The organism is Curtobacterium sp. NPDC090223, assembly GCF_044746585.1.
GTDB lineage: Bacteria > Actinomycetota > Actinomycetes > Actinomycetales > Microbacteriaceae > Curtobacterium.
The window spans coordinates 68,391-81,977 of sequence record NZ_JBIVCN010000007.1 but is presented as its reverse complement, the minus strand read 5'-3'; the positions used below and the strand labels follow the sequence as shown (position 1 = coordinate 81,977).

13 protein-coding genes are annotated in these 13,587 nt (G+C 69.1%); 9 read left to right on the top strand and 4 right to left on the bottom strand.

Going from position 1 to position 13,587, the window contains the following annotated elements:
• Positions 1 to 115 precede the first annotated feature (115 nt).
• A complete protein-coding gene (locus ACIPJY_RS16895; RefSeq protein ID WP_400466823.1) occupies positions 116 to 1,186 on the bottom strand; it encodes a DUF3644 domain-containing protein in 1,071 nt (356 codons plus the stop codon).
• A 63-nt stretch (positions 1,187 to 1,249) separates the two neighbouring features.
• On the opposite strand from ACIPJY_RS16895, the gene ACIPJY_RS16890 reads away from it, so the two are divergent.
• The 5 genes from ACIPJY_RS16890 (at position 1,250) to ACIPJY_RS16870 (ending at position 6,928) form a co-directional block, all read left to right on the top strand.
• Positions 1,250 to 2,095, top strand: a complete 846-nt coding sequence (locus tag ACIPJY_RS16890) for a hypothetical protein (protein WP_400466826.1) — start codon at positions 1,250 to 1,252, stop codon at positions 2,093 to 2,095.
• A gap of 30 nt (positions 2,096 to 2,125) precedes the next feature.
• Positions 2,126 to 2,980, top strand: coding sequence for a hypothetical protein (locus tag ACIPJY_RS16885; RefSeq protein ID WP_400466829.1), 855 nt, complete (start codon positions 2,126 to 2,128; stop codon positions 2,978 to 2,980).
• A 433-nt stretch (positions 2,981 to 3,413) separates the two neighbouring features.
• On the top strand, positions 3,414 to 3,890 hold the full coding sequence (locus ACIPJY_RS16880; protein ID WP_400466832.1) for a hypothetical protein: 477 nt from the start codon (positions 3,414 to 3,416) through the stop codon (positions 3,888 to 3,890).
• A 95-nt stretch (positions 3,891 to 3,985) separates the two neighbouring features.
• Positions 3,986 to 4,894: a polyphosphate kinase 2 gene (gene ppk2 / locus ACIPJY_RS16875; protein ID WP_400466835.1), complete on the top strand. Its 909-nt coding sequence runs from the start codon at positions 3,986 to 3,988 to the stop codon at positions 4,892 to 4,894.
• A gap of 84 nt (positions 4,895 to 4,978) precedes the next feature.
• Positions 4,979 to 6,928, top strand: coding sequence for a potassium transporter Kup (locus tag ACIPJY_RS16870; protein ID WP_400466837.1), 1,950 nt, complete (start codon positions 4,979 to 4,981; stop codon positions 6,926 to 6,928).
• 24 nt (positions 6,929 to 6,952) lie between these two features.
• On the opposite strand, the gene ACIPJY_RS16865 is transcribed toward ACIPJY_RS16870, so the two are convergent.
• A complete protein-coding gene (locus ACIPJY_RS16865; protein WP_400466840.1) occupies positions 6,953 to 7,831 on the bottom strand; it encodes a LysR family transcriptional regulator in 879 nt (292 codons plus the stop codon).
• Positions 7,832 to 7,924: 93 nt separating this feature from the next.
• Here ACIPJY_RS16865 and ACIPJY_RS16860 point away from each other — a divergent pair, with 93 nt between their 5' ends.
• The gene (locus tag ACIPJY_RS16860) at positions 7,925 to 8,647 is read left to right on the top strand and encodes an SDR family oxidoreductase (protein WP_400466843.1); all 723 of its coding nucleotides are present in this window, start codon (positions 7,925 to 7,927) and stop codon (positions 8,645 to 8,647) included.
• 24 nt (positions 8,648 to 8,671) lie between these two features.
• Here ACIPJY_RS16860 and ACIPJY_RS16855 read toward each other — a convergent pair whose 3' ends face one another.
• A complete protein-coding gene (locus ACIPJY_RS16855; RefSeq protein ID WP_400466845.1) occupies positions 8,672 to 10,051 on the bottom strand; it encodes a serine hydrolase domain-containing protein in 1,380 nt (459 codons plus the stop codon).
• Between the two features lie 84 nt (positions 10,052 to 10,135).
• Here ACIPJY_RS16855 and ACIPJY_RS16850 point away from each other — a divergent pair, with 84 nt between their 5' ends.
• Positions 10,136 to 11,275, top strand: a complete 1,140-nt coding sequence (locus ACIPJY_RS16850; RefSeq protein ID WP_400466848.1) for an AI-2E family transporter — start codon at positions 10,136 to 10,138, stop codon at positions 11,273 to 11,275.
• 25 nt (positions 11,276 to 11,300) lie between these two features.
• Positions 11,301 to 12,122: an ammonia-dependent NAD(+) synthetase gene (gene nadE, locus ACIPJY_RS16845; RefSeq protein ID WP_400466851.1), complete on the top strand. Its 822-nt coding sequence runs from the start codon at positions 11,301 to 11,303 to the stop codon at positions 12,120 to 12,122.
• Positions 12,123 to 12,209: 87 nt separating this feature from the next.
• Here the strand turns inward: nadE and ACIPJY_RS16840 are convergent, their stop codons facing one another.
• Positions 12,210 to 12,908 (bottom strand): SDR family oxidoreductase, encoded by a 699-nt coding sequence (locus ACIPJY_RS16840; protein WP_400466854.1) that lies wholly within the window; start codon positions 12,906 to 12,908, stop codon positions 12,210 to 12,212.
• A gap of 93 nt (positions 12,909 to 13,001) precedes the next feature.
• Here ACIPJY_RS16840 and ACIPJY_RS16835 point away from each other — a divergent pair, with 93 nt between their 5' ends.
• Positions 13,002 to 13,580, top strand: coding sequence for a TetR/AcrR family transcriptional regulator (locus ACIPJY_RS16835; protein ID WP_400466857.1), 579 nt, complete (start codon positions 13,002 to 13,004; stop codon positions 13,578 to 13,580).
• Positions 13,581 to 13,587 lie beyond the last annotated feature (7 nt).

The following is a 13,587-nucleotide window of genomic DNA, read 5'->3' as shown; positions in this document are numbered from 1 at the left end:
GAGACGCAGAAGACCCCGAGCGACCGTCCTGCTCGGGGTCTTCTGTCGCTGTCGCCGCACCTTGTGGGTGCGCTACGGGTGTCGTTGTTCAGGGGCTGGCGGCTCGTTCTCAGCCTTAGTCCTTGGCCGAAGGGAGCTTCGGCTCCGTTCCAACAGTCTTCTTGAAGCCCTCGGGTGTGCTGCACTGCTTGATGATCCATGCGGTATAGGCGGGCGTGTACGTGTAGTCCCCGTGTGGTGCGTCCCAGATGCACCATTCCTTGCGAGTCTCCGCTGGCGACTTCGTGCTGCCGTATGGCCGCACGTGCTGTCTCTTGTTGACGAGTACGAAGTGATGCTGGTTGAACACAAATGGGATGGACGCTGCGACTTCCGCGATGACCTGCTTCGGCTTACTGTTGCCAGCGTTGGAGACTGCCACTTCTTTCGCCTGCTTGATGACCATTCCGCGCTGGGCCAACTTTTCGGCCGCTTCGCGCTCCTCTTCCGTGAGGTCGTCCATGTTGAAGAATTGAATCGGCATATCGCCCTTGCGGTTGCCCTTCTCCAACAAGACGGTCAAGCGCATGCAATACTTTGGGTCACGTGTGACCGCATCGTCCAGGCTGCTGTCGTACTCCGCCAGGAACGTGCGAAGGTCTGATGGCAGGCTCTTCGTCATCCGAAGCAAGTCCGCTTTCCCCCTGTCGGTGAACCCGCCAATGAACACGGGAAACCTCAGGATGTGCGCGAGGGACTGCTCGGAGCCAGCGAGTGCTACGAGGGCTTCCTCGTAGTTCAGTAGGAGCGAGTGGCACTCGCCGCTGACAACGGATTGCAGAATCTCTTCGGCACCGCTGTGCCGATGCTCAATCTTGTTGCGTAGCTTGATGAAGAATGTGAGGTTTGCGCGAACAGGGTTGCTGTCCGCGGGGTACTCGCTCTTGACAAAGATGTCCAGCGGAAAGTTCTCATACTCGCCGTCTACCTTTTTATATCGTAGAGGCTTATCGCTCTCGCGGCGGCGATAGTCTTTGCCCTCTTTGATCCATTTTGCCTGGAACAAGTACAGCCACGCAATGTGCATATGGACAATGAAGCCCTCCAAGGACCGAGCTTCCTTGGGGTCGTTGTAGAGGCGTACCGCGAGCGTCGCTTCGTCCTTGGAAGCGTTCAGCATGCGCTGCCACTTGTACGGAGGGGCCATGGTGTGAGCGTGCCACAACTGAACCAACCTCAGGGTGTCCGCCGCGCTGTGTAGCCTGCCGACATGACTGATGACTCTTGGCAGCCTCCCGTCCCCTCTGGGATGGAGGGGACGCTCGTTGACGGGTTCCCGCGATGGCTGCGAGAGCCGACGATCATCTGGTTCCGAGAGAAGCTTCTGTCCAAGTACGAGGACCAGTTCTTCCCTGCCGCGCTGATCCGCTTCCAGCTTGTGATGCGCGCGGACTACGGGTTTAGTCCCGAAGAGATCTACTTTGATGACGACGTGCGCCCGTTCCTGCGCAGCTGCGACGACGCGACGTTCGTCAACTTCATGGACTACCTGCTGGTGTACGGGGAGGACGACCGCCCCGAGGGTCCGAACAACAGCTATCTGGAACACATCCTCAGCGAGGGCGGTAGCAAGTGGGCAGTTGCCGTAGTGGGGGATGAGTCGCGGATGGTGGAACGTGTCCCAGCAGGAGTGCTGAACGCGGTCCAGCAGGCAGCCGCAGGAATGGACACCGCAGCGCAGAAGTTGCAAGAAGCTTGGGTGGACGCATTCGGTACCAATCCGCGCGCGTCCATCGCCTACTACAACGCGGTGGTCGCGGTAGAGAGCGCCGCCTTCGCCGTCATCCCCGTTGGTACGCCCGAGCCGACCCTTGCGAACCTCTTCTCGGTGCTGGAAGCCGAAAATCCAAAGTGGAAGCTGACGCTCCGCGACTCGGAGAAGGCTCCTGGGGCGAAGAGTCTTGCCGCGATGCTCCGCACGCTCTGGCGCGGCCACGACTCCCGTCACGGTGCCAAGGAGTACGAGGACGTGAGCATTGAGCAGGCACGGGCTGCCGTGATCCTTTCAGCCACCCTCGTCTGGTGGTTCCGTAGCGGGGTTGTTGTTGCTGCCTGATGTCGCGTGCTGCTCAGTAGAGTTCCGCTCATGACGGCAGCCTGGCAACCCATCTTCCCGAACGGACGAGAACAGCTCGTCACCGAGGGCTTCCCTGCATGGCTGCGTACGCCGCTCGTGCCGTGGTTTCGCAGCCGCTTGTCGCCGCACAGCGACTACTTCCCATCTGACGCTCTCACTGATTTTCAGCTTCTGACGCACACGGACTGGGGTTTCACCAGCGCCAGCATCTCCTTCGGCTCCCAGATGATGGAGTTCCTTGAAACTGTCGGGGACGAGACGTACATCAACCTGATGGACTTCCTCCTCAGCTGGACTCCGCAGCCCGCGGGTTGGGGCATTGACCCGAAGGCCAACGAGCTGAACGAAGTGTTGAAGAAGGCCAACAGCGATTGGACTGCCGCCCGCGTCGGGGACAGGTTCACGCTGGTCAAGTCTGTCTCGGCGGGCGTACTCCGCAGCGTGGAGCAAACACTGAACCGCGACAGCCCTGCCGCAGTGGAACTGCAACTGGCGTTCACGCAAGCATTCGGCACCCACCGATCACCTTCGGACGCGTACTCCAACGCGGTGGTCGCCGTAGAGATTGCTGCGCTCACCGTCGTGAAGGTCAACAAGCAGGACGCGACCCTCGGGAACGTCATCGGCCAGTTGGAGACGCAGCCTGACAAGTGGACCCTCGCGTTCCGCGACGACCACAAGGCACCAGGGGCTGAGACGTTGGCGAAGATGCTCCGCACGCTCTGGAAGGGCCACGAGAGCCGCCATGGGCGCGAAGACTACAAGGACGCGACCGAGCAGCAGGCACAGGCCGCAGTGCTGCTTGCTTCAACTCTCGTGTGGTGGTTCAGCGAAGGAGTAGTGCGGCCAGCATCGGCGACCTGAGACAGTCGTTCGAAAGTTTGTTCGCATAGAGTGAGGCCTTCGCCAAGCAAGCAGGAGGTCATCATGGGTAGCAAGCGCCCGCCCTCACCTGCTGCGATCAACGACTTCATCACCAGGCCGCACCCCGTGAGCCTCAGCGCTCAGGAGCTTGAAGGTCGCCCCGTGGTGGAGGAGGACGTACCTGTCCCCGTCACTGCTTGGGTGCGCTATCCCGAGACGGCCATCCAGGTGGAGGGGCGCGTCATCGCGCACACCAGCAAGGCGGTCCTCGTGCAGTACACGACCCACAGTGGGGCAACGCACTCAGTCTGGGTGGGGGGGGGGGGAGTGCGGTGACGCGAAGATAGTGTCAGGCGACTTCGGACAGCAGCACCAACCCCGTCAGCCTGGTGCGGTTGGGGGTAAAGTTTTGCTCCCCCCCAGGGGCACCACGATGAACACCACGTCCACCACGCCGTACGACCCGCCGTCCGATGCGATCCTCGCAACGGTCGCCGCCGAGGTGGTCGACGCGGTGAACGCGTCCGTCGGGGAGTGGCACCACCGGGAACGCGAACCCGGGCTCGCGGATGCCCTCCCGCCGTTCGTGCGGGAGTTCGACGTCGGCTACGCCTGCGTGGACGACTGGCACGGGGGCGACCCGGGCCCCGGGGTGCGACGGGTGTTCGACGACCTCCGGGACGCCGACGCGATCCGCCCCCTCCGACCGGCGGCGGTCGCGGCGCTCCTGGAGTTCCGGACCCGGTGGGCGCAGCGGCACGGCGCAGCGGCCCCGCGACCCGACGTCGAAGCGGCGACGTGGGAGGTCGTCGACGTGGACCGGTTCGAGCGCGTCCTGTCCGGGTACACGCGGCACCCGCGGTGGGCGTCGGCGGAGGTCCGGAACGGTGTCGACCGGCACCGGGACTAGCGGGACGCGCCACGTTCCGCTGCCGTTCACCACGACCCGGTAGACACGGGGCAGCGCCGCACGGACGACCCGCGGCCGGACAGGGAGCACGCGCGATGCTGGACGCCACACCGACCGGGGACCTCCGCGAGTACATCGAGGACCTCCGCCAACGCGGGTTCACGGTCAGCAGCGCGCACACCCCCGACCCGGAGCTGATCGACCCCCAGGGCAACCCGATCCACACGTGGCGCGAGGACTACCCCTACGACGAGCGGATGGACCGCGACGAGTACGAGTTCGAGAAGTACCGGCTGCAGGTCGAGCTGCTGAAGCTCCAGTACTGGCTCGAGGACGAGGGGCGCAAGGCGATCATCCTGTTCGAGGGCCGCGACGCCGCGGGCAAGGGCGGCACGATCAAGCGGTTCACCGAGCACCTGAACCCGCGGACGTCCCGCGTCGTCGCCCTGTCGAAGCCGAGCGACCGCGAGCAGGGGCAGTGGTACTTCCAGCGGTACGTCGAGCACCTGCCGAGCGCGGGCGAGATCGTGATGTTCGACCGCTCCTGGTACAACCGGGCGGGCGTCGAACGGGTGATGGGGTTCTGCACCGACGAGCAGTACGAGACCTTCATGACCCAGGCGCCGTCGTTCGAGCGGATGCTCGTGGACGCCGGCATCCACGTGACGAAGTTCTGGTTCTCGGTGACCAGGAAGGAGCAGCGGACCCGGTTCGCGATCCGCCAGCTCGACCCGGTGCGCCGCTGGAAGCTCTCACCGATGGACGTGGCGTCCCTGCGGGTGTGGGACGACTACACCGCGGCGAAGGAGGAGATGTTCCGCCGGACCGACAAGCGGTACGCGCCGTGGACCATCGTCCGGTCGAACGACAAGAAGCGCGCGCGGGTCAACGCCATGCGCTACTTCCTCTCCCAGTTCGACTACGAGGGCAAGGACCCGGAGGTCGCGTTGCCGCCGGACCCGCTCCTGGTGATGCGCGGGAAGTCCCTGCAGCTCGAAGAGTGACCGGCCCCTGCGAGGTGCACGGGCTGACGGTGGCAGGATGAGCGCGGGCCGCTTCCCTGGCGGTCAGATCTGGAGAGATCGAGCGTGACCGAAACCTCCGCCGCGGCACCCGTCAGCGAGGACACCGCGACCCCGGAGCACGACGGGCCCAAGGGCACCACCGCGCTCGCACTCGCTGCGCTCGGCGTCGTCTTCGGGGACATCGGCACCAGCCCGCTGTACTCCCTGCGCACCGTGTTCACCATCGACGACGGCATCGTGAAGCCGATCCCCGAGGACGTCTACGGCGTCATCTCGCTGATGTTCTGGAGCATCACGATCGTCGTGTCGATCAAGTACGTCCTCGTGCTGATGCGTGCCGACAACAACGGCGAGGGCGGCGTGATGGCGCTCGCCGCACTCGCGCGGCGGCTGTACGCCAAGCGGCGTGGTGGCGCGACGATCTTCCTCATCGTCGGGATCGTCGGCGTCTCGCTGTTCTACGGCGACTCGGTGATCACCCCGGCGGTGTCGGTGCTCTCCGCGGTGGAGGGCCTCGGGACAGCGGCCCCGGCGGTGGGGCACCTGATCGTGCCGATCGCCGCGGTGATCCTCGTGGTCCTGTTCTTCGTGCAGCGGTTCGGCACCGGCAAGGTCGGCACCCTGTTCGGCCCGGTGATGCTGCTCTGGTTCGTGGTCATCGCGGTGGCCGGCATCCCGCTCATCGTCGCGCACCCCGACGTGCTGCAGGGGCTCTCGCCCACGTGGGCGATCGTCTTCGTGTTCGCGCACCCGTACATCTCCTTCGTGGCGATGGGCGCGGTGGTGCTGGTCATCACCGGTGCCGAGGCCCTGTACGCCGACATGGGCCACTTCGGGCGCGTGCCGATCCGCCGGGCGTGGTTCTTCGTGGTGTTCCCGGCGCTCGTCCTGAACTACCTCGGCCAGGCCGCACTCGTCCTCGAGCACCCGGAGGCCACGAAGGACCCGTTCTTCCTGCTGTTCCCGAACTGGGCGCAGCTGCCGGTCGTGGTCCTCGCCACGGCGGCGACGGTGATCGCGAGCCAGGCCGTCATCTCCGGCGCGTTCTCGCTCACCCGGCAGGCCGTGCAGCTCGGCCTCCTGCCGCCGCTGACGATCCGCCAGACCTCCAAGGAGGAGGGCGGCCAGATCTACCTGCCCGCCGTGAACCTGCTGCTGTTCATCGGCGTGATGGCGATCATGCTCGCGTTCCGGTCGTCGGCGAGCCTGGCGACGGCGTACGGGGTCTCGGTCACGGGCGCTCTGGTCACGGACACGCTGCTGCTGCTGCTCGTCGTGAAGCCGCTCTGGCACTGGGCCACGTGGAAGCTCGTCGTGGCCGCGGTCGTGTTCGGTGGCCTCGAGCTGACGTTCCTCGCCGGCAACCTGTCGAAGGTGGTCCACGGCGGGTGGGTGCCGCTGCTCATCGCCCTGGCCGTGATCACGGTGATGACGACGTGGCGCCGCGGCCGTCAGCTCGTGCAGGAGGAACGGAAGGAGCGGGAGGGCTCCCTCGACGACTTCATCGAGCGGGTCAACACCGCGCACATCCCCCGGGTCGAGGGCGTCGCGGTGTTCCCGCACCCGAACAAGGAGACGACGCCGCTGGCGCTCCGGGCGAACACCGAGCACAACCACGTGGTGCACCGCCGCGTGATCATCGTGTCGGTGATCACGGCCAACGTCCCGCACGTGCCACATGCGAAGGCGTTCATGCGCGACGACCTCGGCTACGCGGACGACGGCATCGACCACGTCACGGTGAAGTTCGGGTTCTCCGACGACCAGGACCTGCCACACGCCCTGCACGCGGCGTGCCTGTCCGAGGTGCTCGACCTGGACCCCGAGGAGATGGCCAACGCGTCGTACTTCATCTCACGCGGCGCGCTCCGGCCGATGCGGGGGAGCCACGGCATGGTCGCCTGGCGGAAGAAGCTCTTCGTGGCACTGGCACACAACGCCGCGGACCCGGCAGCCCGCTTCGGCCTGCCGCCGCAGCGCACGGTCACGATGGGCAGCGACGTCGAGATCTGACCAGGCACGCGCCCGGGCGCCGCGTCACGCCGAGCGGGACGCCGCGAACGCGTCGGCTGCCCTGACCGCGTTCCGCACCGCGCGGGCGACGTCCGGGGACGTCGACGCGGCCGGCCACGCGATCACGGTCGTCGCGAGCGGAGCGTCGAGCACGGGGACCGCGACGTGCTCCGGCCACTGCAGGGTGCGGCTCGACCGCGGGATCACGATCACGGTGCGCCCGAGCGCGACGAGCTGGGCGAGCTGCGACTGGGAGCGGACCTCGGGCCCCGGCCCGTCGGGGTAGGTGCCGTCGACCCGGGGCCACCGGGCCGCCGGCAGGTCGGGCAGGTCGCGCAGGTCGGCGGTGGAGAGCGCCGGTCGTGACGCGAGCGGGTGTGACCGGGGCAGGATCGCGACCTGCTGCTCGGTGCGGAGGTCCTCGGCGTCGAACCCGGTGAGGTCGTCGTACGTGCGGTGCATGAGCGCGACGTCCGCGGTCCCGTCGCGCAGGAACGCCGCCTGCTCGTGGACCTCGCCGAACACCACCTCGACCGGCAGCGCGTCGGGGTCCGCGTCCTGCACGTCGAGGAACGCCTGCAGGAGCTCGTGGTCGGCGCCCGCCTTCACGGCGAGCACGAGCCGACGCGTCGGTCGTCCGGCACGCTGCGCCCGACGGCCGGCCGCGGCCACGGCGGCGAGCGCGGGGCGGGCGTCGGCGAGCAGCACCGTCCCGGCCGCGGTCAGGGCGACCCCGCGCGGCCCCCGGACGAACAGCGCCGTGCCGATCCGCTGCTCGAGCTGGCGGATCGCGCGGGACAGCGGCGGCTGCGACATGCCGAGACGCCTGGCCGCCCGGCCGAAGTGCAGTTCCTCGGCCACGGTCACGAAGTACCGGAGTTCGCGCGTCTCGAGATCGTCCACACCGCGGAGCCTACGGCGTCGATACCCGCCGGGTATCGACGAACACCGAACGGGTCTTGGACGCGGCCAGCGGACCGGACCGAGGATCGGGACATGACAACAGCAACGACCGCCCTGGTGACCGGGGCGAACAAGGGCATCGGCTTCGCGATCGCGGGATCGCTCGGGAGGCTCGGCATGCGTGTCGTCGTCGGCGCACGTGACGAGACGGCCGGGTCCGACGCCGTGGCCCGGCTGGCAGCGGACGGGATCGACGCGTCGGCCGTGCGGCTCGACGTCAGCGACGACGCGAGCGTCGCCGCTGCGGCGCGGGAGCTCGACGACCGGTTCGGCACGCTCGACGTCCTCGTCAACAACGCCGGCATCTCCGGGTCGTTCGACCCGGTGACGTGGGGCCAGGACCCCACGACGATCGACCTCGACGAGCTGCGCACGGTCGTGGACACGAACGTGTACGGCGTGATCCGGGTGACGAACGCGATGCTGCCGCTGCTCCGGCGCTCGGGTGCTCCGCGGATCGTGAACACGTCGAGCAGCATGGGCTCGCTCGAGCGGCAGCCGGGGCCGGTGATGGCCGTCTACTCGTCCTCGAAGACGTTCCTCAACGGCATCACCGTGCAGTACGCGCGGGCGTTCGCGGACACCCCGGTGATCGTGAACGCGGCGTGCCCGGGGCTCGTCGCGACCGACTTCAACGGGTTCGCCGGCGACCGCACGCCCGAGCAGGGCGCAGCGACGGCGGTCCGGCTCGCGACGCTGCCGGACGACGGTCCCCGCGGCGGGTTCTTCGACGACGCGGGTGTCGTCCCCTGGTGACCCTTGTGCGGCGGCGCTGACCGATCAGCCGACGGCCGGGCGGTGCAGCGTGCCGATCCGGTCGTGCAGCGGCTCGGTCGCCCACGACGCCGCGAAGGTGGTCGTGCCGGGGTCGAGTCGCAGCCGGAGCAGGTGCGGGGTGTCGACGAAGCGGAGCGCCACGACGACCTGGCCGTCCTCGTCGACGGCGGCGCTCGCCGCGGTGGACCCGGACACCGCCCAGCTGTCCTCGCCGAGCGGGGCGCGCACGGCGGAGCCGTCCTGGGTCACGGTGACCGCCCACCCGGCGTCACCGGCGTGCTCGAGCTCCACGGTGTCGAGCAGGGGCACCCCGGGACCGGACCCGCGGGTGAAGGCGACCCCGGCCTCCAGACCGACCGTACCGAGCGCGGCGCCGGCGACGGGCGGCAACGCCAGCGCGGACAGGTCGACCGGACCCGCGGCACCCGGCCGGTCGATCGCCGGCAGCAGGTGCTCCCAGACCGCGTCGAGGACGGCCTGCATCTCGATGCTCTGGCCGGTCATCGCGAGGACGACGTCGTGCTCGGGCAGCACGACGCAGAACTGGCCGTAGGCGCCGTCGCCGCGGAAGCCGTGCCGCGCCATCCAGAACTGGTAGCCGTAGCCCTGCGCCCAGTCCGGGTGCTCGGGGTCCTCGTTCTCGACCTGGAGCCGGGTGGCGTCGGCAACCCAGTCCTCGTCGAGGATGCGGGTCCCGTCCCACTCCCCGCGCTGCAGGTACAGCTGCCCGAGCTTCGCGATCGCGTCGGTGGTGGCGAAGCAGCCGCTGAAGCCGAGCTCGCCGGTGGCGTCCCGCTTCCAGGAGACCTGGTCGATGCCGAGCGGCTCGAACAGCCGCGGGCGCAGGTACTCGACGAGCGAGGTCCCGCTCGCCCGGCGCACGACCTCGGCGAGCGTGTACGTACACGGCTGGTTGTACGCGAAGACGGAGCCCGGTTCCTCGTCCGGTGGGAGCAGCAGGAACCCGCGCACGATGTTCGTCGGGTCGATCTGGCGCGCCCGGTCGAGGGTCTCCTCCCGGTGGCCGCTCGCCATCGCCAGCAGGTTCCGGAGCGTCATCCGGCGGCTGCGGTCGTCGGTGACCTCGGCGTCGAGCTCGGGGAAGTGACCGAGGACCGTGCTGTCCAGGTCGACCAGGCCCTCGCGGGACGCGATGCCGACGGCGGCGGCGGTGACGCTCTTGCTCAGGGAGTAGAGCAGGTGCGGCCGGTCCGCGGAGTACGGCGCCCACCACCCCTCGGCGGCGACCTGCCCGTGCCGCAGGAGCACCAGGCTGTGCGGCTCGACGTCGGGTGTCGACTCCAGCGCGCGGACCAGGGCCTCGACCCCCGAACCGTCGATGTCGAGGGCGGACGGGGTACTGCGCGGGAACGTCGTCGTCACGAGCCTGAGCGTAGTCACCGGTTGCCTGACATCATCGGGGGAGCGCTCGACAGCAGATCGCACCACCGTCACGACAGGATCCGCATGCCGTTCTTCTCCCCGTCCCCGTCCGCGTCCCGCGACCTCCCGCCGTCCGGCGCCCGGAAGGCCTGGTCGGACTCGTTCGGCGGCCTGGCCACCCGGTGCCTGCAGGTCATCATCGTGCTGGTCATCGTGATCGGCATCGTCTACGCTGCGTCCACCCTGAGCGTCGTCACGATCCCGGTGCTCCTCGCGCTCATCATCGCCTCGGCCATGCACCCCGTCGTGTCCTGGATGCGCCGGCACCACGTGCCGTCGGTGCTCGCGACGCTCGCGGTGCTCCTCGGCGTGCTCGTGGTGCTCGGCCTCGTCGCGTGGCTGATCGTCGTCGCGGTCGAGAGCCAGTGGTCGGACCTGCAGGACTCCGCGGTCGACGGGTTCCAGCAGCTGCAGGGCTGGGTGACCTCGTTGCCGTTCTCGATCTCGGACTCGCAGATCGACGACGCGACCAAGACCGTCACCGACTTCATCACGAGCGCGCAGTTCGGTTCCGGTGCGCTCGCCGGGGCGTCCGCGACCGCGAACTTCCTCACCGGGCTGGTGCTGATGGTGGTCGTGCTGTTCTTCTTCCTCAAGGACGGCCCGAAGATCTGGGAGTTCCTCCTCCGTCCCTTCACCGGCAGCCGGTACGCACGCGCCCGCCGGGTCGGCGACCGCGTCGTCGCCACCCTGGGCGGGTACGTCCGCGGCACGGCGACGGTCGCCGCGGTCGACGCGATCGGCATCGGTGTCGGCATCGCGATCGTCGGGGTCCCGCTGGCGCTGCCGCTCGCCGTCGTCGTGTTCATCACGGCGTTCATCCCGATCGTCGGCGCCACCGCCGCGGGCATCCTCGCCGCGCTCGTGGCGCTGGTCGCGCTCGGCCCGGTGCAGGCGCTCGTCGTGGTCGGCATCGTGGTCCTGGTGAACCAGCTCGAGGGCAACCTGCTCCAGCCGGTGCTGATGGGCCGGACGCTGCGGCTGCACGGCCTGGTCATCCTGATCGGCCTGACCGCCGGCACCGTGCTCGCCGGGATCTTCGGCGCGATCATCTCGGTGCCGCTCCTCGCTGCGGCGTGGGGCGCCGTCCAGGTCTGGGACGGCCCGGACCAGCCCGCGACGATGTGGCGGCAGAAGCGCTCCGAGTCCGTCGAGGCGCGCTGACGGGTCCGCGGTGGATACTGGGCGGGTGCGTGAACTCCAAGCCGCGATCGCCGCGGACCTCAACGTCCAGCCCGTCATCGACCCGGCCACCGAGGTGGACCGGCGCGTCGGGTTCCTCCGTGACTACCTGCTGACCACCGGCGCGAAGGGGCTGCTCCTCGCGATCAGCGGCGGCCAGGACTCCTCGCTCGCCGGGCGGCTCTCGCAGCTCGCCGTCGAGTCGCTCCGCGCCGAGGGGCACGACGTCACGTTCACGACGGTCCGGATGCCCTACCGGGTGCAGGCCGACGAGGACGACGCACAGCTCGCGCTGCGGTTCATCGCCGCGGCACCCGGACTCACCGTGAACATCGAGCACGGTGTCGACGGCGTCGTGCAGGACACCACGGGTGCCGGCGTCCCGCTCAGCGACTTCGTCAAGGGCAACGTCAAGGCCCGGATGCGCATGGTCGCCCAGTACGCGGTGGCCGGGCAGCAGGGGCTCCTCGTCGTCGGCACGGACCACGCGGCCGAGGCGGTGACCGGCTTCTTCACGAAGTACGGCGACGGCGGCGTCGACATCACCCCGCTGACCGGCCTGACCAAGAGCCAGGGACGCCAGCTCCTGGAGCACCTCGGCGCACCGGCTCGCCTCTACGAGAAGGCCCCGACCGCCGACCTGCTCGACGAGACCCCCGGCCAGACGGACGAGGCGAACCTCGGCCTGAGCTACGCCGAGATCGACGCGTACCTGCAGGGCCACGACGTCCCGATCGAGGTCGCCGAGGCCATCGAGACGCGCTACCGCGCGACCGAGCACAAGCGCCAGGTCCCGGCGACCCCGTTCGACGCCTGGTGGCGTTCCTGAGACACCGGACGTCCCCACACGACGGACGGGAGGCCCGGTGCGATCTGGCACCGGGCCTCCCGTCCGTCACGTGGTGCGTCCGCGACGTCAGCCGGCCAGCGCGGCGTACCGCTCGCTGACCGGCGCCCCGAGGGATGCGCGGACGCTGCGCGTCAGCTCGTCGGCGAGCACCTCGTGCTCGCCCTGCTCGACGCCGTCGTAGACGGCGGTGACGACGTCCTCCGGGGTGTTCTTCGGGGCGTCGACGCCGTCGGTCATCGGGGTGTCGGTGTACCCGAGGTAGGCGCCGACGACCTGGACGCCGTCGCCCGCGAGCTCGAGGCGGGTCGAGTCGGTCGCCGACCAGAGTCCGGCCTTCGAGACGCCGTACGCGCCGCTGCCGCCCAGCCAGCTGAGGACCGAGGCGACGTTCACGACCGTGCCGTGCGCCGCGCGGAGTGCCGGCGCGAAGGCGCGGGTGACCAGGAGCGGACCGATCAGGTTCGTCTCGACCTGGGTGCGGATGTCCTCGAGCGGACCGTCGACCAGGCCGCCGGTGCGGAGCAGGCCGGCGTTGTTGACGACCACGGTGACGTCCGACGCGGTCGCGGCGGCGGCGGACACCGATGCCTCGTCGCTCACGTCGAGCACCAGGGGGACGATGCGGGTGTCGTCCCAGTCGCGGGGGCGCCGTGCGGCGGCGTACACCTTCGTCGCGCCGCGCTCGATGGCCTGGCGGACGAACTCGGTACCGAGTCCGCCGTTCGCGCCGGTGACGAGGACGATCTGTCCGCTGAGTTCCGTCATGGGGGTTCCTTCCGTCGGGGCGCCGATCGGTGCCGCTGGGAGATCGAGCAATATGACCGGTCGTCTTATTCCGGATGGTGCGAAGATCGTCCCATGCCCCGAGCCAGTCTCCGCGACGCGATCGTCGACGCCGCCCTCGTCGAGTTCCACCAGCACGGGTACGCCGGCACCGGCGTCGCCGCGATCACCGGAGCCGCTGGTGCGCCGAAGGGCTCGTTCTACAACCACTTCCGGTCCAAGGCCGACCTGGCGATGGAGGTCGCCGACCGCTTCGCCGCCGCATCGCCCACCGCGGTGCTCGACGACGAGTCCCTGCCGCGGGCGGTCGACCGGATCACCGCGTACTTCGACGCGATGCTCGACCGGTTGGCGGGGATCGAGTTCCGGTACGGGTGTCTGCTCGGGAACCTGGCGATCGACACCGCGACGGACGAGCCCGACGTCGCGGCCCACGTGGACGGCGTGTTCGACGAGTGGGTCGACCGCCTGGCTGCGGCCATCCGGGTCGCCCAGGAGCAGGGCGACGTGTCGGCCGGGCTCGACGCGTCGCTCGTCGGGGCGCAGCTCGTCGACCTCTGGGAGGGGGCGGCGCTGCGCGCGAAGGCGCGGCGGGACGGCGAGCTGACGCGGCGCGTGGTGACGGACGGGGTCCGGCGGCTGCTCGGGCGCTGAGCGTCGT

Coding starts and splice junctions, on each gene's coding strand:
- ACIPJY_RS16895 (WP_400466823.1), bottom strand. CDS start 1,186: ATGGCCCCTCCGTACAAGTGGCAGCGCATGCTGAACGCTTCCAAGGAC.
- ACIPJY_RS16890 (WP_400466826.1), top strand. CDS start 1,250: ATGACTGATGACTCTTGGCAGCCTCCCGTCCCCTCTGGGATGGAGGGG.
- ACIPJY_RS16885 (WP_400466829.1), top strand. CDS start 2,126: ATGACGGCAGCCTGGCAACCCATCTTCCCGAACGGACGAGAACAGCTC.
- ACIPJY_RS16880 (WP_400466832.1), top strand. CDS start 3,414: ATGAACACCACGTCCACCACGCCGTACGACCCGCCGTCCGATGCGATC.
- ppk2 (WP_400466835.1), top strand. CDS start 3,986: ATGCTGGACGCCACACCGACCGGGGACCTCCGCGAGTACATCGAGGAC.
- ACIPJY_RS16860 (WP_400466843.1), top strand. CDS start 7,925: ATGACAACAGCAACGACCGCCCTGGTGACCGGGGCGAACAAGGGCATC.
- ACIPJY_RS16850 (WP_400466848.1), top strand. CDS start 10,136: ATGCCGTTCTTCTCCCCGTCCCCGTCCGCGTCCCGCGACCTCCCGCCG.
- ACIPJY_RS16840 (WP_400466854.1), bottom strand. CDS start 12,908: ATGACGGAACTCAGCGGACAGATCGTCCTCGTCACCGGCGCGAACGGC.
- ACIPJY_RS16835 (WP_400466857.1), top strand. CDS start 13,002: ATGCCCCGAGCCAGTCTCCGCGACGCGATCGTCGACGCCGCCCTCGTC.